Raw genomic sequence first — 21,222 nt, 5'->3', positions numbered from 1 at the left:
ACGCCGGCGCGTCCGTCCTCAGAGGGTCAGCGTGCCGGCCTTGGCGTCGGCATAGCGCTGAGCGATCGCGTCCCAGTTCACCACGTTCCACCAGGCTTCCAGGTAGGCCGGGCGGCGGTTCTGGTAGTTCAGGTAGTAGGCGTGCTCCCACACGTCGTTGCCGAACAGCACCTGGTGGCCATCCATGAGCGGCGTGTCCTGGTTCGGCCGGGTGGTGAGCGCCAGCGTGCCGTCCTGGGTCACGGTGACGAACACCCAGCCCGACCCGAACACGCCGCCACCGGCCTTGTTGAAGTCGCTCTTCATCTGCTCGACGCCGCCAAGGTCGCGGTCGACCGCCTCCGCCAGTTCGCCCGACGGCGCTCCGCCGCTGCCGCCCATCACCTGCCAGAACATGCTGTGGTTGGCATGGCCGCCGCCATTGTTGCGCACCGCCGTGCGGATGTTCTCCGGCACGCTGCCCAGGTTCGCCAGGATCTCCGGCAGCGGCTTGTCGGCAAGCTCGCCATGGCCGGACACCGCGGCGTTCAGCTTCTCGACATAGGAGGCGTGGTGCTTGTCGTGGTGCAGTCCCATGGTCTGGGTGTCGATGTGCGGCGCGTTCTTGTCGAAGGCATAGGGCAGCGGCGGCAGCTCGAACGGCCCGCCGGAGGCCTGCGCCAGAACCGGCCGCGCCCAGAGCGCCAGGCTGCCGACGAAGCCCGCTCCGGCCAGGCCTGCCAGGGCGTGACGACGGCTCAGAATGCTCATGCTCGTTCTCCTTGATCGCCCGGCCGCCCGTGCGGCGAGGCTGGGTGGGATCAGCCGGTTCTCAGTTCATCCTGCAGACAACCGGCAAGCGTGCTCGCCGCTCCAAACAAAACCGGCCTCCGTCCGCTCCCGTGCGGCAAGCCGGACAACGATGCCCGACATGGCAGCAGGCATGACTGCATTTACGGCAGCTGGATGTTGATCTCTGCCCACTTTCCGTGCAAACGCGGATTTTTGCGCAGAAACACCAAATTTCCCACATGAGAGCGAAGACATGCCGATGCCGGATGACGACCTTCTTGCCCTGGCGCTGGTACGTCTCGATGAAGCAGCACGGCATCTCTCGATCGATCCCGACGTCATCGAGAAGCTGAAATATCCGCGGGAGACCACCAAGGCGCGGCTGATGATCCGCATGGATGACGGCTCGCGGAAATCCTTCATGGCCTGGCGCTGCCGCTACGACGACACGCGCGGCCCGACCAAGGGCGGCATCCGCTTCCATCCGCAGGCCAATGGCGAGGAAGCCGAGGCGCTGGCCTTCTGGATGACCTTCAAGTGCGCGGTGATGAACCTGCCCTATGGCGGCGGCAAGGGCGCCGTCCGCGTCGACCCGCGCAGCCTGTCCCGGGCCGAGCTGGAGCGGCTATCGCGCGCCTATATCCAGGCCTTCGCGCGGATCCTGGGCCCCGATCGCGACATCCCTGCCCCCGACGTCTACACCAACTCGATGATCATGGGCTGGATGGCCGACGAATATGGCCAGATCGTCGGCGAATCGGTGCCGGCGGTGATCACCGGCAAGCCTCTGGCCCTGGGCGGCTCGCTCGGCCGGGACGATGCCACCGCCAGGGGCGGCTACTACCTGGTCCGCCACCTGGCCGCCGATGCCGGCCTTGGCGCGCCGATGCGGGTCGCCATCCAGGGCTTCGGCAATGCCGGGCGGCACATCGCCCGCCTGCTCGCCGCCGACGGGCACCGGATCGTGGCGGTGTCGGATTCCGAAGGTGCGGTGTTCGCCCATGGCGGGCTGGACCTGGAGCGGCTGGAAGCCGCCAAGAACGCCGGCCGCTCGGTGCTCTCCACCGCCGACGGCGACCGGCACCATGCCTGCTCCGCCGAGGACCTGATCGCCACCGACTGCGACCTGCTGGTCCCGGCCGCACTGGAGAACATGATCCATGGCCGCAACGCCGCGAGCGTGCAGGCCAGGGTGATCCTGGAGTTGGCCAACGGGCCGGTCACGCCCGAGGCCGACGGGATCCTGGCCAGGAACGGCGTGGTCGTCCTGCCCGACATCCTCGCCAATGGCGGCGGGGTGACGGTGTCCTATTTCGAGTGGGTGCAGAACCGCCAGGGCTATTACTGGACCCTGGAGGAAGTGCACGAGCGCCTGCGCACCATCATGGAGCGGGAGGGGCGCGCGATCTGGACCACGTCCAAGGAAGCCGGGATCACCGTGCGGACCGGCGCCTATGTCCATGCGCTGCGCCGCCTGGCCGCCGCCATCGAGGCGCACGGCACCCAGCAGTTCTTCGCCGCGGGCTGAGCTGAACCCGGTCCGGCGGCGGGGCGACCGTCCCGCCGCCGGTTCCCGTCAGTGGCTCTCGCGCGGCACCGCAGCACCCCGGCAGCCGACCAGGAAGTCGAGGTCGGCACCCCGGTCGGCCTGCAGGACATGGTCGACATAAAGCTTCTGGTAGCCGGAGCCCATCGCCGGCTCGGGCGGCGTCCAGGCGGCGCGGCGGAGTTCCAGCTCGGCCGGGTCGACCTCCAGGTGCAGCCGGCGCCCGGCCACGTCGAGCTCGATCATGTCGCCGTCGCGCACCAGCGCCAGCGGTCCGCCGGCCGCGGCCTCCGGGGCGGTGTGCAGCACGACGGTGCCGTAGGCGGTGCCGCTCATCCGGGCGTCCGAGATCCGCACCATGTCGCGCACGCCCTGCTGCAGGAGCTTGGCCGGCAGCGCCATGTTGCCGACCTCGGCCATGCCCGGGTAGCCCTTGGGCCCGCAGTTCTTCAGCACCATGATGCAGGACGCGTCGATGTCGAGGTCCGGGTCGTCGACCCGCGCCTTGTAGTCGTCGATGTCCTGGAACACGACCGCCCGGCCGCGATGCTGCATCAAAGCCGGGCTCGCCGCCGACGGCTTGATGATGGCGCCACCCGGGGCAAGGTTGCCGCGCAGCACCGCCATGCCCCCCTGGGCCGCCAGCGGCCGGTCGCGCGGGCGGATCACCTCCTCGTCGAACACCTGCGCGCCCTGGATGTTCTCGCCGAGCGTGCGGCCGGTCACGGTCAGGGCGTCCAGGTCGAGCAGGTCGGCGATCCGGGTCATCAGGGCCGGCACCCCGCCCGCATAGCAGAAGTCCTCCATCAGGAAGCGCCCGGACGGCATCAGGTCGAGCAGGCAGGGCACGTCCTGGCCGAGCCGGTCCCAGTCCTCCAGGGTCAGATCGACCCCGATCCGCCCGGCAATGGCGAGCAGATGCACCACCGCGTTGGTGGAGCCGCCGACCGCGCCGTTGACCCGGATGGCGTTGGCGAAGGCGGCGGGGGTGAGCACCTTGGACAGGCGCAGGTCGTCCACCACCATCTGCACCGCCCGTCGTCCGGTCAGGTGCGCCAGCCGGACCCGGCGCGCGTCCACCGCCGGATAGGCGGCGTTGTCGGTGAGCGTCACCCCCAGCGATTCGGCCATGGTCGCCATGGTCGAGGCGGTGCCCATGGTCATGCAGTGTCCGGGCGAGCGCGACATGGCGCTCTCGGCGTCCAGGAAGTCGGCCAGCGAGATCACCCCGCCGCGCACGTCCTCGGACAGCTTCCAGACATCGGTCCCTGAGCCGATCGTGCGGCCGCGGTGATGCCCGTTCAGCATCGGCCCGCCGGAGAGCAGGATGGTCGGCAGGTCGCAGCTGGCGGCCCCCATCAGCAGCGCGGGCGTGGTCTTGTCGCAGCCGGCCAGGAGCACCACCCCGTCGATCGGATTGGCGCGGATCGCCTCCTCGACATCCATGGAAGCGAGGTTGCGGAACAGCATCGCGGTCGGGCGCAGGTTGGATTCGCCGCAGGAGAACACCGGAAACTCGACCGGGAAGCCGCCGGCCTCGTAGACGCCGCGCTTCACGTGCTCGACCAGGCCCCGGAAATGGGTGTTGCACGGAGTCAGGTCGGAGGCGGTGTTGCAGATGCCGATCACCGGGCGGCCGTCGAACATCTCGTCCGGGTGACCCTGGTTCTTCATCCAGCTGCGGTGGATGAAGCCGTCCTTGTCCAGCCCGCCGAACCAGGCGTGCGAGCGCAGCTTCTTGGTCATGATGCCTCCGTCGTTGCCAGGCCCGCCTGGCGCTGGGCCATGATCCGGGCGAGGTCGTTCTCGTTGTTGGCGAGCAGGCGGCGCATCGCCGAGCGGGCAGTGTCGGGGTCGCGGGCGTGCACCGCCTCGGCCACCGCCCGGTGCACCTCCAGGTTGCGCTGGAAGCCGCCCGGCGCGTGGACCGCCAGGTCGAAATTGGCCTGCAGCAGCACGGTGAAGGCACGCAGCAGGCTGCCGACCAGCTTATGGCGGGAGGCGGCGAACAGGCAGCGGTGGAAGCGGATGTCCGCCTCGACCGCCAGGACCGGGTCCTGCCGGTGCCGCTCCATGTCCTCCAGCGCCAGGAACAGCCGGAGGATCTCCGCGGTGCTGCCATGGGTGGCGGCCAGGGCCGCCACCTCGGGCTCGATCATCAGCCGCAGCTGGGCGATCTCGCGCAGGAGGTCGTCGCGCAGGGCGTCCACCGACAGGGTCCAGGCCAGCACGTCGGGGTCGAGCAGGTTCCAGGCGGCGGGCGGCTGCACGATGGTGCCGGCCCGCCGGCCGGTGCGCAGCAGCCCCTTGCCGGCCAGGGTCTTGACCGCCTCGCGCACGGCGTTGCGGCCCACCCCCAGCTTCGCGGCGATCGCCGCCTCGACCGGCAGGGTCGTCTCGGGCGGATGGTCGCCGCGCACGATCGCGGTGCCGATCTCCCGGGTGACCCGGCCGGTCAGGCTTTCCGGAGCCTGGCCGGGCTCAGAACTTCCCATAGCGCAGATAGGCTTCCTTGGGGTCGACGCCTTCCAGGATGGCCTTGCGGACCTTGTTCTCGGTCTGCATCACCGTCTCGACCTTGCTCACCACCTCCTCGGCGACGTCCGCCGGGATCACCACGATCCCGTCGATGTCGGCCAGGATGTAGTCGCCGGTGGCGATGGTCACGCCGCCGATCGCGATCGGCTCGCCGAACGCTTCCGGCCGCCAGGCGCCGACGATGTCGCGCGGGCTCTGGAAGCTGGCGAACACCGGGAAGCCGAACTTGCGGATGAAGGCGTTGTCGCGGCTGCCGCCGTCGACGATGTAGCCGCGCACGCCGCGATACTGCAGGGTCTCCGCCGAGAGTTCGCCCATCAGCGCCCGGTTCTTGTCCTGCGGCTGGCAGACCAGCACGTGGCCGGACGGCGCCACGCTCAACAACTCGGTCCACGCGACCAGGCTGTCATGGGCGCCGATCCGGTCGTCGGCGCGGCCGCGCACGGTGAACACCTTGCCGGACAGGCGGGTGTCCGGGTCGATCGCGCGGATCTCCGACGGCAGCACGCAATTGGGCCGGCCCATCTCGCGCAGGACATCGTAGATGGCGCCGGAATAGCAGGCTTCCAGCCGTTCGGTGAGGTTGGTCATGCGGGTGCTCCCTGTCCGGACGCGCCGCCGCCCGGGCGCCTGCCGGGCGGCCGGGGATGCGGGCGGATCGTTGCTGGCGGCAGGGCTACCACCGCTTGATGGGATTAGAAAGATTTTTCATCCCATGAAATACCATGCCAGGTTTCGGCCAGCGCCGCCTTGATGCCGGGCGATCGGCCCGCCCAGGTTGGGGGGACGATCCTGTCCCCCAGCGGAGGCCCCTGCCCATGTGCCGTACCCGTCCCACCCGGCTCGCAGCCATCCTGTCCGGCCGGACCTGGCTGCTCCTGGCCGGCTGGCTGCTCCTGGCCGGCCTGCTGGCGCCTGCGACCGGACTGGCCCAGGAGGGTGGCGGAGACGACAGTTTTCTGGGGGGCGCTCCGGACTGGCTCGACCACTGGCTGCACCTGACCGCCCGGGTGGGCGAAGTGATCGGTATCGGGGTGATCGCAGTGGGCGCGGTGTTCTCGACCAGCCGGTTCCTGCACCGGCTGGCGCAGCAGGGCACCCGCACCGGGGCCTATGAGGCTTATCGCGCCGATCTCGGCCGGGCGATCCTGCTGGGCCTGGAGTTCCTGGTGGCGGCCGATATTATAGGTACGGTTGCTATCGATCCGACCCTTTACAACCTGGGCGTGCTAGCGGTGGTGGTGGCGATCCGTACCTTCCTCAGCTTCTCCCTGGAGGTGGAGATCGAGGGGCGCTGGCCCTGGCAGCGCCACCGCGGCCGCCGCGGCAGTGAGGCCGCCGAGAAGGCCTGACGGGGCAGGAAGCCGCCCGAGAATCCCTACTGTATATATAGTAATATTTTTCGTGAGGAACCTTGGAGCCTCCGGAAATCTTTTGATCGTGGACCCGCGCGAATGTGAGATGATCCATGCCTGTAACCGGTGTATCCGGAGATGCGTAATACCACTGGAACCGATGATTTAACTATTCTACTGAGCTGCACCGGTAGTTTATACGCAGGCCATTGCGTGGCTGGCGTGCCATCCGGCGCCAGGGCAATTTCCCGGAGACCCTTTAGATGAGTCAGTCTGTTCAAGAGCATCGCCGCCGCCTCGCCGCGCGCGGCTTCAAGCGGGTGGAGCTTGCCCTGCCCGAAAGCGACGCCGAGCTCGTCCGCGCCATTGCCAAGGTCCTGGTCCGTGACGACGACGTCGCCGAGGACCTGCGCGCGGTGATCCAGCGTTCCGTCCCCGACGAGCGCCGCGTCACCTTCAAGGAATGGCTGGAATCGAACGACTGAGCTCAGCCGGTCAGCCGCGCAAGCTAGGCAGCAGTTGCCGCAGCAGCTGGTCGACCTGGCTCTCGCGATACGGCTTGGCCAGAACCGGCACGTCCGCAAAGGACGGATCGCGCCCCTCCGGCCCGTAGCCGCTGGCGAAACCGAACGGGATGCCGCGCGCCAGCAGCGCCGCCGCCGCCGGATAGCTTTGTTCGCCGTTCAGATTGATGTCGAGGATCGCGACGTCGATCGTCTCGCTCCGTGCGGCCTGGACCGCCTGGGCCAGGCCGGTGGTCACCACGACCCGGCAGCCGAGCTCGAGCAGAAGGTCCTCGAGGAAGAGTGCCACCACCGGCTCGTCTTCGGCGATCAGGACGATGGGGGTCGGCAGGATCATGCGGTTCCGGATCCCGGCGCTGTCCTGGCCGGCCCGTCCAGTGGCGTCTCGATCACGCAGACCAGCCCCTCCGGCCGGAAGCTGATCGAGGCGCTCCCGCCAAGCTCGCGGGCAAGACCATGCTCGATCATCCGCGTCCCGAACCCGCGCCGGGCCGGCTCGCCCACCGGTGGCCCGCCCCGCTCCTCCCAGCGCAGGCGAAGGAGTCGGTCCGCCTCTACCGCCCAGCAGAGATCGACTTGGCCGGTCCGGTTGGACAGGGCCCCGTACTTGATCGCGTTGGTGCAAAGCTCGTGCAGCGCCATCGCGAGCGACACCGCCCGCTGCGGCGCCACCGCGAGGTTCGGTCCCTCCGTGCGCAGGCGGGCCGGGTCCCATCCCCCATGGCCGGCCAGAACCCCGTGCACCACGTCCTGGAGGGCGGCGCCCTGCCATTGCTCCCGGGTCAACAGGTCGTGCGCCACGGCCAGGGCGCCCAGCCGCCCGGAAAAGCCCTCGCGCAGGTCGCGCGGCAGGTCGCGGAAGGATTGCTGCGCCAGCCCCTGCACGATCGCCAGCGTGTTCTTCACGCGGTGATTGAGCTCGTTGATCAGGAACTGCTGGTGCTCGAACGCGCGCTTGCGGGCGGTGACGTCGCGCGAGACCGCAAGCTGCGCGAGGCGGCCATCCGCCAGCGCGAGCGCCGCGCCATGGGTCTCCATCGAGCGCCGCTCGCCCCGCAGCCCGATCAGGTCGAACTCCCAGGCCAGCTGCTCGCCGCTGCAGACCCGGTCATGGTGTTCCTGCCAGGCCGCGCGGTGTTCCGGCGCCACCAGGTCGATCACCCGCACGCCCTCGACCTGCGCATAGTCGTCCGCCCCGATCATCTCCAGGCCGGCGGCGTTCATGTAGCGCAGGTGGCCGTTCGGCCCGACGATCTTCACGCACTCGGGCGTGGTCTGCAGGATCGCGCGCTGGCGTGCCTCGCTCTCGGCCAGCGCCGCCTCGCCTGCCTTCAGCTCGGTGATGTCGACCAGCATGTTCACCGCGCCCGACAGTTGGCCGGCATCGTCGAACAGCGGCATCGGATAAGCCAAAAACGGCACCCGCCGCCCATCCGGCCGCCCGAGCGCCGCCTCGGCGCCCTGGATCGCCTGGCGGGTCTGGATCGCCACCGCCATCGGGCATTCGTCGAAGGCCATCGACCGGCCGTCCGGCCAGAACAGCGCCTGCGACCCGCACCAGCGCGTCGCGCCGATCTCGGGCTCGATCCCCCACAGGCGCACCGACGCCTGGTTGAAGGAGACGATCCGGCCCTCGGCATCGGTCGTGTAAATGGCCGCCGGGAGCGCCTCCAGCAGGTCGCGGGCATGTCGCTCCACCGCCCGGAATTTTCGCTCGGCCTCGCGCTGGCGGGTGATCTCGTGGAAGCAGTTGATCGCCCCGACCACCTGCCCATCCTGGTCGGTGATGGCCGCGGTGTGCACCTCGACCACCGTGCTGGAGCCGTCCGGCCGCACGATCGTGATCTCGGTGCCGTGCGTCTCCCGCCCGGTCCGCAGGGAGAATGCCATCGGCGTCGCGGCATGGGCGACCGGCCGGTTCTCGTCGTCCAGCAGCCGATGAGCGCCGCAGAACCGCTCCTCGTCGGCGTCGACCTCCGGTTCGCGCCCCCAGAGTTCCGCCGCCCGCCGGTTGAACCAGCGGATCCGCCCCTCGGAATCGCAGGCATAGGCAGCCACCGGCAGCACGTCGAGCATCCGCGGCGATGTCTGCAGCGCCTGGGCCGCCCATTCCCGCGCGCCGCCCTCCGAAAGCTCGACGTTCAACGCGTCCTCCTCGCTTTCCTGGGCCAGGGCCGCTGCCGTCTGGCCGGCATGCTATATCTGGCGCTCACCGTTCAAGTTCCAGGGGAAGAAGCCATGATCGTGCTAAAAGTTGTTCTTTAGAACAACTATAGTATGCGGCTGCTACCGAAGCGCCGCACCCGTCGCGGGCGGATCTAGCGGCTTTATCCGGCGACCGCCATCACATGTTCGAAGGGCGCCATCGGCACGCAGCCGGTGGCGGTGACCCGCAGCATGTATTCCGAGCGCACCCCGCCGATCTCCGGGTCATAGGCGCCAGGCTCCACCAGCACGACCATGTCCTCGCGGAACGCCGTGGTCTCGTAGGGCACCAGGCGCGGGAACTCGTGCACGGCGGTGCCGATCGAATGGCCGCTATGGTGCGGGTAGGCATAGCCGGCCTTGGCCACGAAGGCGCGGATCTGCGCGTCGAACTCCTGGATCGCGAGGCCCGGCCGGATCAGCTCGATCGCCAGGCTCAAGGCATCCTTGGAGGCGCGGAACAGCCGCTCGTGGCCCGGCCGGGGCTGGCCCGCCACGGTGACCGCGCAGCTGTCGCCCCAGTAGCCGCCGATCCTGGGCGCCAGGTCGGCCATCACCGGGTCGCCCTCCAGGATGCGCCGGTCGGTCGGCCAGCCGGTGAACCCGGCGGTGCGCTCGACACCGGAGATGAAGTCGCCGGTGAACGGGACCCGCTCGCCGGCGAACTCCTCGACCGTCCGGCGGATGTCGGCGAACACGGCAAGCTCGGTCCGCCCCGGCCGCAGCGCCTCCAGGAACGCCGCGTGCCCCCGGGCTGCCGCCTCGGCGCAGCGCTGCAGCGCCTGCAGTTCCAGGGGGGTCTTGGTGGCGCGCGCCTCATCCAGGCTCCGGCCGAGATCGAGCGACGCGTCGGCGGGCAGCAGGTCCGACAGCCAGGCCGGGAAGCTGCGCGGCTCGGCTGCGACCTTCCCGCCAGCCCCCAGGCGGCGGACCAGGGTCGCCACCGCGTCGCGGTAGTTGGCGGCATAGGGTGCTGCCTGCTCGAAGCCGAACCCCTCATAGATCACCCGCTCGCCCACCCAGGCCAGCGCCGCGGCCCCGGCCTCCACATTGGCCGCCACCAGGCCCGCCGCACCGTCCCTGCCGACCAGCGCCAGGGTCGGCCCGCCGGCGAACGGCGACGGGCCCGCCTCGATCGGCACCACATGGCCAGTGGCATAGGCCACCGTGTCCGGGCTGGTCAGGACCGCCCAGTCGGCGCCGGCCTCCCGTACCGCCCGTGCCGTCCGTTCCAGTCGCTCGTCCATGATCGCCTCCGAAGAATCATCCAGGCGGAGGCGGCGGTGGCCGCCTCCGCCCTCGCCTCAGCCGCAGGGATCCGGCGTGGTGGCGAAGTCATAGCCGGGCGTGCCGGCACCGTTCTTGAAGTAGCCGTCCATCATCTCCTCGCTGATCGGATCGGCCGGCGGCACCGGAAAGATCGAGCCCGATTCCACGGTCATGCAGGGGGCGGCCCACTTGTCCAGGTCCTCCTGCTTGATCTCCGGCACCGGCACGATGATCGTGTTCACGATCGGCTGCTGGCCTTCCAGGAGCCGCACCGCCGCCCGGTAGGTGTTGTGCGAGGCGACCGTCGGCAGGATGGCGCCGCCATAGAACTTGAAGGTGTCGGGGTGCTCCTTCCAGTAGCCCAGCGCGTCGCCGGACATCGAGCCGGTGATCAGCGGCACCGGCCGGCCGGCCTCCTCGAACGCCTCGGCGATCACCCGGGTCTCGCTGCCGGTGGTCCAGACCGCGTCGATCGGCTGGGGGCTGGTCGCCAGGAACTGCAGCACCACGCTCTTGGTGACGTTGGCGGTCCAGTTGCCGCTGACCCGGCCCAGCACGTTGATGTCGGGATGCTCGGCGAAGGCGCGCTCGCCGCCGGCATTCTCCTGGGCGACGATCGGGCTGCCGGGAATCCCCTCGACCTCCAGCACGTTGCCGCCGCCGTCCAGGTAGGCGGCGACGCCCTTGCCCATGTTGTAGCCCCAGACATTGTGGTTGTGCTGGATGTTCAGGGCATAGGGGCTGGTCACGGCGCTGGCGGTGGTCACCACCGGGATGCCGGCGTCGTAGGCGGCCTTGATCACGTCGTTCAGCGCGGTCGACGAGCCGGCGATCATGGTGATGACGCTGCAGTCCTTGTCGATGAAGGCGCGGATCTGGGCGATCTGCTGGGTGACGTCGCCGTTGGAATCCGACATCTCGAAGCTCTCGACCAGCCCCTGCTCCTGGGCATTGCCGACCAGGCGCTTCAGCTCGTTGGCGGCGTTCACCCGCCAGGGATTGCCCATGTAGGATTCGGAATGGCACCACTTCCAGGGCTTGGCCGGCATCTGGAAGTCGTCATAGGCCGACGGGCCCACCGGGATGCTGTCCGTGTAGAGAGACTGCAGGTTCTCCGGCAGATCGCTCAGGCCCTCCGCCGAGGCCTTGCCCGCGGCGCCCATGGCGAAAGCCGCGATCCCAAGCGCCGGAAGCCAGGCGCGCCGCAACAGAGATCTCGTCATGATTCTATTTACCCCCCGATTGCCAGCATCTTTGCTGCACTGACATGTTGATCATGAAAACGATACCAGCGCGGACTTGCGCGGACCAGTGCAAAGCCTTAACCGCGGTGCTGTGAAAACGGAATAATCGCGGTGGCCGAAGGGGGGCGCAGGCGATGCTGACCATGTCCGGCGTCACCAAGCGCTATGGCGAGACCGTGGCGCTGGCCGATGCCCACGTCACCTTCGATCGCGGCCATGTCCACACCATCCTGGGCGAGAACGGCTCGGGCAAGAGCACCCTGGTGAAGCTGCTCTCCGGGGTGGTCCGGCCGAGCGCCGGCACCATCCGCCTGGACGACCGGCCGATCGAGCTCGCCCGTCCCGCCGACGCCCAGCGCCTGGGCATCGCGACCGTGTTCCAGGAGGTCCTGCTGGCCCCGGCGCGCAGCGTGCTGGAGAACGTGTTCATGGGCTATGACGGCCTGTTCCGCTACCGGATCGACCGGGCGGAGCGGCGCCGCCGCGCCGAGGCGGCGCTGGCCTCGGTGACCCGCAACCCGCTGGACCTGGACCGCCCGGCCGGTACCGTGCCGCTGGCCCAGCAGCAGCTGATCGTGCTGGCCCGCGCCCTGGTGCGCGAGCCGCGCATCCTGATCCTGGACGAGGTCACCGCCGCGCTGGATTTTGGCGACCGCGACGTCCTGTTCGAGGCGATCCGCGCCTTTGTCGACGGCGGCCGCCTGGCGCTGTTCATCTCGCACCGGATGGACGAGGTCCGCCGCCTGTCCGACCGGGTGACCGTGCTGCGCAGCGGCAGCGTGGTCGAGACCCTGGAGACCGGCGAGATCACCGAGCGGCGCCTGCTCTCGCTGATGCTGCCCGACACGCACATCCCGGTGGGCCAACATGTTTGAGAAGCAGAAGCGCCAGGACCCCCGGGCCGAGCCGCTGCTCCGCGCGCAAGGCGTCCGCCTGACCGCCGACGCCCGTCCGATCGACTTCGCGGTGGGCCGTGGTGAGATCGTGGGCCTGGCCGGGCTGGAAGGCCATGGCCAGGAGGCGTTCATCGAGACCCTGTGCGGCCTGCACCGCCCGGCCGCCGGCCGGATCGAGCTGACCGGCAAGGACGGCCAGACCCGGCCGGTCACCGACTTCGCCCAGGCGGTGGGCCAGGGGCTGGCCTACCTGCCGCGCGACCGCCGGACCACCGGGGTGTTCGGCGGCCTGTCGGTGTTCGACAACTTCGCCATCGCCGCCCTGCCCGAGCATGCCACCATGGGGGTGATCGCCAAGGGCGGCCTCATGGACAAGCTGGCGCATTTCACCCGCGAGCTGTCCATGGTCTACGGCTCGCCCAACGCGCCGATCGGCACCCTGTCCGGCGGCAACCAGCAGAAGGTCCTGCTGGCGCGCTGGCTGGCCCGCGAGCCCGGCGTCATGCTGATGAACGACCCGACCCGCGGCGTCGACCTCGGCACCCGCATGAAGCTCTACGAGGTGTTCCGGCGCCTGGCCGCCGACCAGGGCATCCCGCTGGTGGTGCTGTCCACCGAGATCGAGGAGATCCTGCAGCTCTGCGGCCGGGTGCTGGTGTTCCGCGAGCAGAGCGTGTTCGCCGAGCTGGACCGCAAGGCGATGAGCCTGGACCGGGTGATCGCCGCCATGTTCGGCCAGGAGGCGGGCCGATGAAGGGCTGGCTGGCGGAACGCTCCTATCTGGGCCTGGCCGCAGGCCTGTTCGTGGTCCTGCTGCTGGTCAACATCGTCCTCAATCCGCTGCGCTTCGCCCCCTCCAGCCTGGGCGTCACGGTCGGGCTGGCGTCCGGGCTGATCCTGGCGGCGATCGCCTCGATGCCGCCGATCCTGGCCGGGCGGGGCGGCATCGACATCTCGGTCGGGCCGCTGATGGGCCTGGTCAACGTGGTGGTGGTCCGCTGGCTGGGCGAGGGCCTGGGCTGGACCTCGCCGCTGGCGATCATCCCGCCGGTCCTGCTGCTGGGGCTGCTGTCCGGCCTGCTCAACGGCTTTTTGGCCACGGTGGTGCGGATCCAGCCGATCGTCGCCACGCTCGGCACCTCCCTGGTCTATGCCGGGATCACCCTGACCATCGCACCCTCGCCGATCGGCACCGCGCCGGACTGGATCAAGGCGTTCGCCGGGCCGACCTCGATCGTGCCCCTGGCCGCGGTGGCGCTGGCCTGGCTCCTGATCAAGCGCCTGCCCTTCTACGAGCAGCTGATGTGCGTCGGCAGCGACGACCGCGCCGCCTACACCGCCGGCATCCCGGTCACCACGGTGCGCTGGCTCTCCTACGTGCTGGCCGGGCTGATCGCCTCGGTGGGCGGCCTGTGCCTGACCGGCCTGATCGGCTCGGCCGACCCCAACATCGCCGGGACCTACACCCTTCTGGCGATCTCCGCGGTGGCGCTGGGCGGGGTCAGCCTGGCCGGCGGCCGCGGCGGGCTGGTGGCGGCGACCCTGGGGGCTGCCGACATCTTCCTCCTGCAGACCGCGCTGACCTTCTTCAACGTCTCCACCTTCGTGCTGCAGATCGTCTACGGCGTGGTGCTGACCGTGGCCGTCGCGCTCAACGCCGACCGGCTGCGCCAGTGGCTGCGCCGGGGGAGCCCCGCATGACCCGGACCCTCGCCCGGATCCCGCGCCCGGTCGCGGCCCTGCTGATCGCGCTGGCCATCCACCTGGTCGGGATGCTGCTGATCCAGGGCTTCGGCAGCACGTTCGGCATCCGCGCCATGCTGGTGCTGACCACCCTTCTGGCCATCGGCGCCATCGGCCAGACCCTGGTGATCATCATCGGCGGCATCGACCTGTCGATCCCGTTCGTGATCGGGTTCGCCAACGTCACCGCCGCGCAGCTCTACGGCGACGGCATGCCGTTCGCGCTGGTGCTGCCGATCGTGGTCGGCCTGGCGATGGTGGTGGGCGCGTTCAACGGCGCCCTGTCCTCCCTGCTGGCGATCCACCCGCTGATCGTGACGCTCGGCACCGGCACCGCCCTGCAGGGCGCCGTGCAGCTGTGGACCGCCGGCTTTCCCACCGGCGCGGCCCCCTCCTACGTCACCAAGTTCGTTTCCATCGGCGGCACGATCGGCCCGATCCCGGTGCCGTGGCTGATCCCGTCCTTCATCGTCCTGGCAGCCCTGGTGATCTGGGCGCTGTCCCGCACCGTCTATGGCCGCCGCCTCTACGCCCTTGGGAGCAATCCGCGCGCGGCCCGGCTGGCCCTGGTCGACCCGGTGCGGATCTGGACGGTCACCTTCGCGATCAGCGCCGGCTTCGCGGCGCTCACCGGGATCCTGCTGCTGGGCTTCTCCGGCGCCGCCTATGCCCGGGTCGGCGAGCCCTACCTGTTCCAGACCATCGCCGCGGTGGTGATCGGCGGCACCGCCTTGATCGGCGGCAAGGGCGGCTATCTCGGCACCATCGCCGGTGCCTTGTGCCTGATCGAGCTCACCACCGTGCTGGTCGGCCTCGGCCTGAAGCCGCCCTTGGTCCAGGCGACCATGGGCGCCACCATCATCGTGCTGGTCGCGATCTACGGCCGCGAGCCGCATGTCCGCGAAATGATCTGAGGTCGCCCCGGCCGCTCAGCCCTGCGGGCGGTCCGGCCAGGGCGGCAGGCCGAGGAACCAGTCGATCGCCAGGTCCGCCCAGCCCTCCGGCACCCCGTGGCTGCCCGGATGCAGGGCGAACTCCACCGTGCCGCTTTGGCAGTCGTCCCAGGACTTGCGCCAGATCGGCCCGTCGGTGACGTGGCTGCCGGCCCGGGCGCCGCAGCCGTTCACCTGCCGCCACAGCCGCAGGCCCTGGTAGATGTCGGCCTGCGCCATGGCGCCGTTGTTCAACGGCCGTCCCTCCAGCGGCACGGTCATGTCCGCAAAGCCATGGGTGTGCAGGAGCCGCACCGGCCCCGCGCAGGCGGTAACCGCCGGCTCCCAGAAGCCGCCGGCCACCGGGGCATAGGCGCTGGCGGTGCCGGGTGCCTGGCAGGCGATGTCCCAGACCATGGAGCCGCCGCGCGAGAAGCCGGTCAGCAGCACCCGGCCGCGGTCCAGGCCGAAGCGGCGGGCGGCATCCTCCAGCACGGAAGCGACGAAGGCCAGGTCGTCGCGCGGATCGGGCTGGCCGTCGGCGACCGACCAGTCGGTGGGACGGCCGGGCGAACCCGGCAGTCCCTGCGGCGCGATCACCGCGAAGCCCCGCTCCAGGAACCGTTCGGTGTAGCCGGCCTCCATCACGCCCTCGGCAGTGGCGCCCCAGCCATGGAGATGCAGCATGGCCGGCAGCGGGCCCCCGCTCTCGCTGCCCTGCGGCAGGCGCAGCAGGTAGGACCCGGCTGCGACCTCGCAGGCCGTCTCGGCGCCGGGACAGGCCACGGCAGCCCCGGCCCACCCCGTCGCCAGCATCAGGGCCAGCACCCGCCGCAGCATCCGCTCCCTCCCCGCTCAAACGGCGCCGCCGGCCCGAGCGCTCCTGGAGCGTCCGGCCGGCGGCGCCATCCTTGCGGCCCGCAACGGCCGGTTCAAGCCGCCTTGGTGTCGGCCTTGCCGAAGAAGCTGCGCTTGAGCCCGCGCTGGTTCTCGTAGATCGAGCCCTGGCTTTTGGCCGGCGGCAGCGGCAGCCGGACCGGGACGTCGGCCATGCGCGGCGCGATCGGGTCGGTCTCGCCGGTCAGCATCAGCGCCTGCCAGGAGTCCCAGTCCATCTGCCCGCCGGCGCACAGCGGCCAGGCGTCGGCGGCGCGGTACTGGAACAGCAATAGCCGGCGCATCTTGTCGGACGTGTTCAGGGCAGAGCCGTGGATGGTCCTGGCATGGTGGATCGAGATGCTGCCGGCAGGTCCGGTGCAGGGCACGGCCTGGTCGAACGGCAGGTCGACGCTGCCGGGATCGATCGCCCCGCAGAAATGGCCGTCGGCATGATGGTCGTGGACGGGGCCTTTGTGGCTGCCCGGGATGCACAAAAGCGGCCCGTTCTCGATGGCGCAGTCGTCCATCATCACGCCCACCGCGCACAGGTCGTCGTTGGTGTGCGGATAGAACGCCCAGTCCTGGTGCCACTCCACCGCGGCGCCGTAGCCGGCCGCCTTCATGTTGAGCTTGGAGGTGTCGAAGCGGATCGAAGGCGCCACCAGCTGCTGCAGGATCTCCAGGATCTTCGGATGGCGCATCACCCGGTCGTAGATCGGCGCCTGCAGGTGCGGCGACTTGATCCGGCGCACTCTTGGTTCGTCGGCCGAGTGGCTGGGCTCCAGGTCGTAGACGTCGTCATGCGCCGTGAGCGGCCGGGCCTTCTCCACCAGATCCTCCGTCACCGCCCGCAATTCCTGGACTTCGCCGGGCGTTAACACATTATTGACAATGAGAAACCCGTCCCGCTCGTAGGATTCCACCTGTTCTTGCGTCAGCATCGCCATGTCCAGCCTTCCCTTCTTGGTCGCCACCGCAACAGAACAAGCGTGGTACTGCTCGATGAAAACGTCAACATGCGCTGAGGAGCCGGGTCGGTGAGCGCACGCCGCCCGACCATCCGCGACGTCGCCAGGCTTGCCGGCGTCTCCACCGTCACTGTGTCCCGGGTCTGCAACGAGCCCGGCCTGGTGATCCCGGCCACCCGCGAGAAAGTCGCTTCGGCGATGCGCGAGTTGAGCTACGTGCCCAACCTCGCGGCGCGCACCATGCGCACCAACGCCACCCGCACCATCGGCTTCCTGGTCCCCAGCCTCACCATCCATCCCAACGCCGCGGTCGCCCAGGCCGCCGTCGACGCCCTGGCGCAGAATGGCTACGCCATCCTGCTGGCCAGCAGCGACCAGCAGCCCGAGCGCGAGATCGAGGCGCTCTCGATCCTGCGCACCCGCCAGGTCGACGGCATCATTCTCTATGCCTGCGACCAGGACCATCCGGGCCTGCGGACCGCAGTGGCTGGGCTGGATGTGCCCGTCGTGGTGCTGGACCGCGACCTGCCCGGCGCAGGCGACCGGGTGTTCACCGAGCACGCGCCGGCCATGGACGAGGCAGTGCGCCGCCTGGCTGAACTCGGCCACCGTCGCCTGGCGCTGGTCCAGTACGACGCGCCGATCCGCCCGGCCCGCCTGCGCCGCGAGACCTTCCTGGAGGCGGCGGCGGCAGCCGGTCTGGATCCTTCCGGGATCCGGGCGATCCGCCTGCCGATCGACCATGAGCCGGTGCCGGACGTGGCCGAGATCCTGCTGGGCGGGGCGGATCCGCCCACCGCGGTGATTGCCGAGGGCAGCCCGCTGCTCCTGGCGACCATCCGGGCGATCCGCGCCCGCGGCCTTGCCATCCCGGCCGACGTATCGGTGATCGGGATCGACGCCGCCGACGTGGCGCTGGCGGCGACGCCGGAGATCAGTTGCATCGTCCGCGACTTCCAGGCGATCGGCCAGGCCGCGGCCCGGGCGATGCTGGCGCGCCTGAGCGGGCCCGAGGCGCAGCGGCACGACCTGTGCCTGCCCAGCCGTTTCATCGAGCGCGGGAGCCTGGCCCCTGCCCGCCGGGACTAGCCGCCGCGTGCACCGACAGCCGATGCGCCGATCGACAGTTCCGGTGCCCCCAGGAACCATGATAAGCGGAGCCGCGAAGCACGGATCGCTCCGAACCACAGTAACACGGAGGACGCCATTTCGGCGAATATCGTGCTTGCCACGGCGACGATGAAATAGTCATACTATTCCGACAAGCCCCCAGGCAGAACCGGGGCGAAAGGGGAGGCAGGACTTGAAAGCTCTGATCGTCAAGAGCCTGACGGGTGTCGCGTTGCTCGCGGCCGCATCGACGGCGCAGGCCCAGGACGCCATCCAGTTGCACGGCGCGTCGCAGTTCAACGACGAGCACGCCTTCACCAAGACCCTGGTGAAGTTCGGCGAGCTCGTCACGGAGTGCTACGGCAAGCCGATCGAGTTCATTCTGCACAAGAACAGCGAGCTCGGCCTCGAGAAGCAGTATTTCGAGTACATGTCGCAGGGCACCGCGGTCGATTTCGCGATCGTTTCCCCGGCGCACATGTCGACCTTCTCCAAGGCGGCGCCGTTCATCGACGCGCCGTTCCTGTTCCGCGATCTCGACCACTGGAACGCCGTCCTCGACCAGGACCTGTTCAAGCCGGTCGCCGACGAGATCGCCCAGCGCGCCAACGTCATGCTGATCGGCTATGCCGGCGGCGGCACCCGCAACATCTTCGCCAACAAGCCGATCGCCAACATGAAGGACCTGGAGAACCTGCGCGTGCGGGTCCAGGGCGCGCCCATCTGGAGCAGCACCTTCCAGGCCGCCGGCATGGCGCCGACCGTGATCGCCTACAACGAGGTGTACAACGGCATCCAGAACAACGTCATTGAGGCCGGCGAGAACGAGGCGGCCGGCGTCGAGCAGATGCGGTTCTTCGAGGTGGCGCCCAACCTCGCCATGACCAAGCACGCCATCACCGTCCGCCCGCTGGCCTTCTCCAGCCAGACCTTCGACCGGCTCGACGAGGACCTGCAGCAGTGCATCCTGAGCTCCGGCAAGGAAGCCGGCGCCTATGGCCGCGAGGTCGAATCGGGCGAGGATACCGCCAAGCTCGACGCGATGGAATCCGAGGGCAAGCTCAAGCGGATCGAGTTCACCGACCGTGACGCCATGAAGGCGGCCGTGGACCCGGTCCTGCAGGCCTATGCCGAGGAGATCGGCGCCGCCGAGATCCTCGAGCAGATCAACAACATCCAGTAACCACGCCGGATGGCATGTCGGGCCGGGGCGGATCGCCCCGGCCCGCTGCCGTTTCGATCGACCTCTGCGGAGATCACATGGCGACGACCAGGGAACGCGGCGGCTTTCGCAGGCTGCTCGAGCTCTACCATCAGTTTCTTTGTGCCATCCTTGCCGTTTCGATCCTGATCCTGGTCCTGCCCGTCAGCCTCCAGGTGTTTGCCCGGTTCATCGACTGGCTGCCGCGCTACATCTGGACGGAGGAAATGGCCCGCCTCCTGTTCGTGTGGACGATCATGATCGGCTCGATCGTGGGCGTGCGCGAGAACAGCCATTTCGACGTCGACATGTGGCCGCGCATGGGCCCGAAGCGGGACGCCGCGCTGCGCATGGTGGCGCGGGTGGCGATCCTGGTGATCGGCCTGATCTTCCTGTGGCTGGGCGTCACCTTCACCCGGTTCGCCTGGTACCGCATCTCCGAGCTCGCCGAGCTGCCGCTCTGGCTCATCCACATCGCCTGGCCGATCGCCGGCGGATCGTGGATCCTGTTCCTGGGCGAGCAGATCTACGACGACATGCGCATCCTGACCGGAAAGAATCCATGACCGGCTCCCTCCTTTCCGCGGGCCAGGCTTCCTGGATCCTGTTCGGGGTGTTCTTCGTCGCCATGTTCATGCGCGTGCCGGTGGCGTTCGCGCTGGCGCTGGCGACCGTGCCCATCCTCCTGATCGAGCCGCGCCTGTCCTCGATGACGCTGCTCCAGGAGACCTTCAACGCCTACAACTCCTTCATCCTCTTGGCGGTGCCGTTCTTCCTGCTCACCGCCAACCTGATGAACGGCGGCGGCATCACCGACCGGCTGATGCGGCTCTCCCGATCCATGGTCGGCCACTTCCCGGGTGGCCTCGCCCAGATCAACGTGGTGCTGTCGTTCTTCTTCGCCGGCATCTCCGGCTCGTCCACCGCGGACGCCGCCAGCCAGTCCAAGATCTTCATCCCGGCGCAGACCAAGGAAGGCTACGACATCGGCTTCTCGGTCGCGATCACCTCGGTGTCCTCGGTGCTCGCGGTGATCATCCCGCCCTCGATCCTGATGATCGTCTGGGGCGGCATCCTGACCACCTCGATCGGCGCCCTGTTCCTGGCCGGCATCATCCCGGGCTTCCTGATCGCCGCCGCGCAGATGGGCACCGTGCACGCCTACGCCAAGGCGCGGGGCTACCCCACCTATGCCCGCGCGACCTGGGGCGAGCTGATGCGCTGGCTGGTGATCTCGATCCCGGCGCTCACCACGCCGTTCATCATCATCGGCGGCAAGGTGTTCGGCTGGTTCACCCCCACCGAATCCGCCTGTATCGCCGTGCTCTATGCCGGCGCGCTCAGCATCTTCTTCTACCGCGAGATCACGCCCAAGGGCTTCTACACCGCCCTGCTCGACACCGGTAAGTTCGCCTCGGTAGCCCTGTTCTGCGTGGGCACCGCCAGCGCGTTCGGCTGGCTGCTCGCCTACTACAAGATCCCGCAGGCGATCCTGGCCGGCGTGGGCGCGTGGGACCTCAGCCTGCTGGAGATGGGCCTGTTCGTGGCCGCGGTGTTCCTGGTGGTCGGCTGCTTTCTGGACGCGATCCCGGCGATCATCATCGTCGGCACCATCCTGCAGCCGCTCACCATCTCCGCCGGCATGGACCCGGTCCATTTCGCCATGATCGGGATCATCTCCCTGGCGTTCGGCCTGGTGACCCCGCCCTATGGGCTGTGCCTGCTGATCGCCTGTGCCATCGCCAAGGTCCGGCTGATCGACGTGATCGGCCCGGTCATGATCATGCTGGTGCCCATGCTGGCGGTCTTGTTCCTGGTGATCGCCTGGCCGCAGGTCACCCTGTTCCTGCCGAGCCTGGTCTCGCCGGAATTCCTGAACTAGCGGCGCCATCCCGCCGCTTCTGCTGCCGCCGGCGGAGCCTGCTCCGCCGGCTTTTTTCTTGCCTGTGCTCCGGGCCCGAAGATCCGCCCGGCCGCCCTTCCCTCCCGCGCCGTCACGCCCTGATCACGCTGATCGGCTAGCGCTTCGCCACCGATCATG

21 protein-coding genes are annotated in these 21,222 nt (G+C 69.2%); 11 read left to right on the top strand and 10 right to left on the bottom strand.

The features are described 5' to 3' along the window. Nucleotides 1–18: 18 nt before the first annotated feature. Complete coding sequence (locus GEMRO_RS0120370; RefSeq protein WP_027135481.1) at nucleotides 19–750, bottom strand: superoxide dismutase; 732 nt, start codon at nucleotides 748–750, stop codon at nucleotides 19–21. A 280-nt stretch (nucleotides 751–1,030) separates the two neighbouring features. Here GEMRO_RS0120370 and GEMRO_RS0120365 point away from each other — a divergent pair, with 280 nt between their 5' ends. Next, the gene (locus GEMRO_RS0120365) at nucleotides 1,031–2,299 is read left to right on the top strand and encodes a Glu/Leu/Phe/Val family dehydrogenase (RefSeq protein WP_027135480.1); all 1,269 of its coding nucleotides are present in this window, start codon (nucleotides 1,031–1,033) and stop codon (nucleotides 2,297–2,299) included. Between the two features lie 48 nt (nucleotides 2,300–2,347). Here the strand turns inward: GEMRO_RS0120365 and GEMRO_RS0120360 are convergent, their stop codons facing one another. Genes GEMRO_RS0120360 through GEMRO_RS0120350 form a run of 3 tightly spaced genes read right to left on the bottom strand, consistent with a single transcriptional unit; the run spans nucleotide 2,348 to nucleotide 5,446 of the window. Continuing rightward, on the bottom strand, nucleotides 2,348–4,063 hold the full coding sequence (locus tag GEMRO_RS0120360; protein WP_027135479.1) for an IlvD/Edd family dehydratase: 1,716 nt from the start codon (nucleotides 4,061–4,063) through the stop codon (nucleotides 2,348–2,350). Beyond that, a complete protein-coding gene (locus GEMRO_RS30840) occupies nucleotides 4,060–4,812 on the bottom strand; it encodes a FadR/GntR family transcriptional regulator (protein WP_051329285.1) in 753 nt (250 codons plus the stop codon). Before GEMRO_RS30840 ends, GEMRO_RS0120360 begins: the two co-directional genes overlap by 4 nt. Beyond that, nucleotides 4,799–5,446, bottom strand: coding sequence for an RraA family protein (locus GEMRO_RS0120350; RefSeq protein ID WP_027135478.1), 648 nt, complete (start codon nucleotides 5,444–5,446; stop codon nucleotides 4,799–4,801). Before GEMRO_RS0120350 ends, GEMRO_RS30840 begins: the two co-directional genes overlap by 14 nt. Before the next feature lie 227 nt (nucleotides 5,447–5,673). Here GEMRO_RS0120350 and GEMRO_RS0120345 point away from each other — a divergent pair, with 227 nt between their 5' ends. Then, nucleotides 5,674–6,207 carry a DUF1622 domain-containing protein gene (locus GEMRO_RS0120345; protein ID WP_157505670.1) on the top strand — a complete coding sequence of 178 codons (534 nt, stop codon included), beginning with the start codon at nucleotides 5,674–5,676 and terminating at the stop codon, nucleotides 6,205–6,207. 266 nt (nucleotides 6,208–6,473) lie between these two features. Further along, nucleotides 6,474–6,695, top strand: coding sequence for a hypothetical protein (locus GEMRO_RS34395; RefSeq protein ID WP_157505669.1), 222 nt, complete (start codon nucleotides 6,474–6,476; stop codon nucleotides 6,693–6,695). A 10-nt stretch (nucleotides 6,696–6,705) separates the two neighbouring features. On the opposite strand, the gene GEMRO_RS30835 is transcribed toward GEMRO_RS34395, so the two are convergent. The 4 genes from GEMRO_RS30835 to GEMRO_RS0120320 all read right to left on the bottom strand — a co-directional run bounded on the left by GEMRO_RS30835 (nucleotide 6,706) and on the right by GEMRO_RS0120320 (nucleotide 11,431). Then, the gene (locus GEMRO_RS30835; protein ID WP_035485701.1) at nucleotides 6,706–7,071 is read right to left on the bottom strand and encodes a response regulator; all 366 of its coding nucleotides are present in this window, start codon (nucleotides 7,069–7,071) and stop codon (nucleotides 6,706–6,708) included. Then, nucleotides 7,068–8,879: a sensor histidine kinase gene (locus GEMRO_RS30830; RefSeq protein ID WP_051329284.1), complete on the bottom strand. Its 1,812-nt coding sequence runs from the start codon at nucleotides 8,877–8,879 to the stop codon at nucleotides 7,068–7,070. Before GEMRO_RS30830 ends, GEMRO_RS30835 begins: the two co-directional genes overlap by 4 nt. A gap of 182 nt (nucleotides 8,880–9,061) precedes the next feature. Next, the gene (locus GEMRO_RS32875; RefSeq protein ID WP_051329283.1) at nucleotides 9,062–10,186 is read right to left on the bottom strand and encodes a M24 family metallopeptidase; all 1,125 of its coding nucleotides are present in this window, start codon (nucleotides 10,184–10,186) and stop codon (nucleotides 9,062–9,064) included. Between the two features lie 57 nt (nucleotides 10,187–10,243). Next, the gene (locus GEMRO_RS0120320; RefSeq protein ID WP_027135476.1) at nucleotides 10,244–11,431 is read right to left on the bottom strand and encodes a substrate-binding domain-containing protein; all 1,188 of its coding nucleotides are present in this window, start codon (nucleotides 11,429–11,431) and stop codon (nucleotides 10,244–10,246) included. 155 nt (nucleotides 11,432–11,586) lie between these two features. Here GEMRO_RS0120320 and GEMRO_RS0120315 point away from each other — a divergent pair, with 155 nt between their 5' ends. The 4 genes from GEMRO_RS0120315 to GEMRO_RS0120300 are packed head-to-tail and all read left to right on the top strand — an operon-like array spanning nucleotide 11,587 to nucleotide 15,005. Next, on the top strand, nucleotides 11,587–12,327 hold the full coding sequence (locus tag GEMRO_RS0120315; protein ID WP_027135475.1) for an ATP-binding cassette domain-containing protein: 741 nt from the start codon (nucleotides 11,587–11,589) through the stop codon (nucleotides 12,325–12,327). Beyond that, nucleotides 12,320–13,102, top strand: coding sequence for an ATP-binding cassette domain-containing protein (locus tag GEMRO_RS30820; protein ID WP_051329282.1), 783 nt, complete (start codon nucleotides 12,320–12,322; stop codon nucleotides 13,100–13,102). Before GEMRO_RS0120315 ends, GEMRO_RS30820 begins: the two co-directional genes overlap by 8 nt. Continuing rightward, complete coding sequence (locus GEMRO_RS0120305) at nucleotides 13,099–14,049, top strand: ABC transporter permease (RefSeq protein WP_027135474.1); 951 nt, start codon at nucleotides 13,099–13,101, stop codon at nucleotides 14,047–14,049. The genes GEMRO_RS30820 and GEMRO_RS0120305 overlap by 4 nt, the downstream gene beginning before the upstream one ends. After that, nucleotides 14,046–15,005: an ABC transporter permease gene (locus tag GEMRO_RS0120300; protein ID WP_027135473.1), complete on the top strand. Its 960-nt coding sequence runs from the start codon at nucleotides 14,046–14,048 to the stop codon at nucleotides 15,003–15,005. Before GEMRO_RS0120305 ends, GEMRO_RS0120300 begins: the two co-directional genes overlap by 4 nt. 15 nt (nucleotides 15,006–15,020) lie before the next feature. On the opposite strand, the gene GEMRO_RS0120295 is transcribed toward GEMRO_RS0120300, so the two are convergent. After that, entirely contained in the window at nucleotides 15,021–15,863 is an 843-nt protein-coding gene (locus GEMRO_RS0120295) for an alpha/beta hydrolase family esterase (protein WP_027135472.1), read from the bottom strand. Between the two features lie 92 nt (nucleotides 15,864–15,955). Next, nucleotides 15,956–16,849, bottom strand: a complete 894-nt coding sequence (locus GEMRO_RS0120290; protein ID WP_205625038.1) for a phytanoyl-CoA dioxygenase family protein — start codon at nucleotides 16,847–16,849, stop codon at nucleotides 15,956–15,958. A 90-nt stretch (nucleotides 16,850–16,939) separates the two neighbouring features. On the opposite strand from GEMRO_RS0120290, the gene GEMRO_RS0120285 reads away from it, so the two are divergent. The 4 genes from GEMRO_RS0120285 to GEMRO_RS0120270 all read left to right on the top strand — a co-directional run bounded on the left by GEMRO_RS0120285 (nucleotide 16,940) and on the right by GEMRO_RS0120270 (nucleotide 21,063). Then, on the top strand, nucleotides 16,940–17,959 hold the full coding sequence (locus GEMRO_RS0120285) for a LacI family DNA-binding transcriptional regulator (protein ID WP_027135470.1): 1,020 nt from the start codon (nucleotides 16,940–16,942) through the stop codon (nucleotides 17,957–17,959). 214 nt (nucleotides 17,960–18,173) lie between these two features. Beyond that, nucleotides 18,174–19,163 carry a TRAP transporter substrate-binding protein gene (locus GEMRO_RS0120280; protein ID WP_084507251.1) on the top strand — a complete coding sequence of 330 codons (990 nt, stop codon included), beginning with the start codon at nucleotides 18,174–18,176 and terminating at the stop codon, nucleotides 19,161–19,163. 77 nt (nucleotides 19,164–19,240) lie between these two features. Further along, complete coding sequence (locus GEMRO_RS0120275; RefSeq protein ID WP_027135468.1) at nucleotides 19,241–19,747, top strand: TRAP transporter small permease; 507 nt, start codon at nucleotides 19,241–19,243, stop codon at nucleotides 19,745–19,747. Then, the gene (locus GEMRO_RS0120270) at nucleotides 19,744–21,063 is read left to right on the top strand and encodes a TRAP transporter large permease (RefSeq protein ID WP_027135467.1); all 1,320 of its coding nucleotides are present in this window, start codon (nucleotides 19,744–19,746) and stop codon (nucleotides 21,061–21,063) included. Before GEMRO_RS0120275 ends, GEMRO_RS0120270 begins: the two co-directional genes overlap by 4 nt. The last annotated feature ends 159 nt before the right edge of the window (nucleotides 21,064–21,222 follow it).

The organism is Geminicoccus roseus DSM 18922, from assembly GCF_000427665.1.
Lineage (GTDB): Bacteria > Pseudomonadota > Alphaproteobacteria > Geminicoccales > Geminicoccaceae > Geminicoccus > Geminicoccus roseus.
The sequence above is the reverse complement of the archived record's forward strand: the minus strand, read 5'-3'. Positions and strand labels throughout refer to the sequence as shown.

Excerpts from the sequence above, each read along its gene's own strand:
- GEMRO_RS0120370 (WP_027135481.1), bottom strand. The coding sequence starts at position 750 with ATGAGCATTCTGAGCCGTCGTCACGCCCTGGCAGGCCTGGCCGGAGCG.
- GEMRO_RS0120365 (WP_027135480.1), top strand. The coding sequence starts at position 1,031 with ATGCCGGATGACGACCTTCTTGCCCTGGCGCTGGTACGTCTCGATGAA.
- GEMRO_RS0120360 (WP_027135479.1), bottom strand. The coding sequence starts at position 4,063 with ATGACCAAGAAGCTGCGCTCGCACGCCTGGTTCGGCGGGCTGGACAAG.
- GEMRO_RS30840 (WP_051329285.1), bottom strand. The coding sequence starts at position 4,812 with ATGGGAAGTTCTGAGCCCGGCCAGGCTCCGGAAAGCCTGACCGGCCGG.
- GEMRO_RS0120350 (WP_027135478.1), bottom strand. The coding sequence starts at position 5,446 with ATGACCAACCTCACCGAACGGCTGGAAGCCTGCTATTCCGGCGCCATC.
- GEMRO_RS0120345 (WP_157505670.1), top strand. The coding sequence starts at position 5,674 with ATGTGCCGTACCCGTCCCACCCGGCTCGCAGCCATCCTGTCCGGCCGG.
- GEMRO_RS34395 (WP_157505669.1), top strand. The coding sequence starts at position 6,474 with ATGAGTCAGTCTGTTCAAGAGCATCGCCGCCGCCTCGCCGCGCGCGGC.
- GEMRO_RS30835 (WP_035485701.1), bottom strand. The coding sequence starts at position 7,071 with ATGATCCTGCCGACCCCCATCGTCCTGATCGCCGAAGACGAGCCGGTG.
- GEMRO_RS32875 (WP_051329283.1), bottom strand. The coding sequence starts at position 10,186 with ATGGACGAGCGACTGGAACGGACGGCACGGGCGGTACGGGAGGCCGGC.
- GEMRO_RS0120320 (WP_027135476.1), bottom strand. The coding sequence starts at position 11,431 with ATGACGAGATCTCTGTTGCGGCGCGCCTGGCTTCCGGCGCTTGGGATC.
- GEMRO_RS0120315 (WP_027135475.1), top strand. The coding sequence starts at position 11,587 with ATGCTGACCATGTCCGGCGTCACCAAGCGCTATGGCGAGACCGTGGCG.
- GEMRO_RS30820 (WP_051329282.1), top strand. The coding sequence starts at position 12,320 with ATGTTTGAGAAGCAGAAGCGCCAGGACCCCCGGGCCGAGCCGCTGCTC.
- GEMRO_RS0120305 (WP_027135474.1), top strand. The coding sequence starts at position 13,099 with ATGAAGGGCTGGCTGGCGGAACGCTCCTATCTGGGCCTGGCCGCAGGC.
- GEMRO_RS0120300 (WP_027135473.1), top strand. The coding sequence starts at position 14,046 with ATGACCCGGACCCTCGCCCGGATCCCGCGCCCGGTCGCGGCCCTGCTG.
- GEMRO_RS0120295 (WP_027135472.1), bottom strand. The coding sequence starts at position 15,863 with ATGCTGCGGCGGGTGCTGGCCCTGATGCTGGCGACGGGGTGGGCCGGG.
- GEMRO_RS0120290 (WP_205625038.1), bottom strand. The coding sequence starts at position 16,849 with ATGGCGATGCTGACGCAAGAACAGGTGGAATCCTACGAGCGGGACGGG.
- GEMRO_RS0120275 (WP_027135468.1), top strand. The coding sequence starts at position 19,241 with ATGGCGACGACCAGGGAACGCGGCGGCTTTCGCAGGCTGCTCGAGCTC.
- GEMRO_RS0120270 (WP_027135467.1), top strand. The coding sequence starts at position 19,744 with ATGACCGGCTCCCTCCTTTCCGCGGGCCAGGCTTCCTGGATCCTGTTC.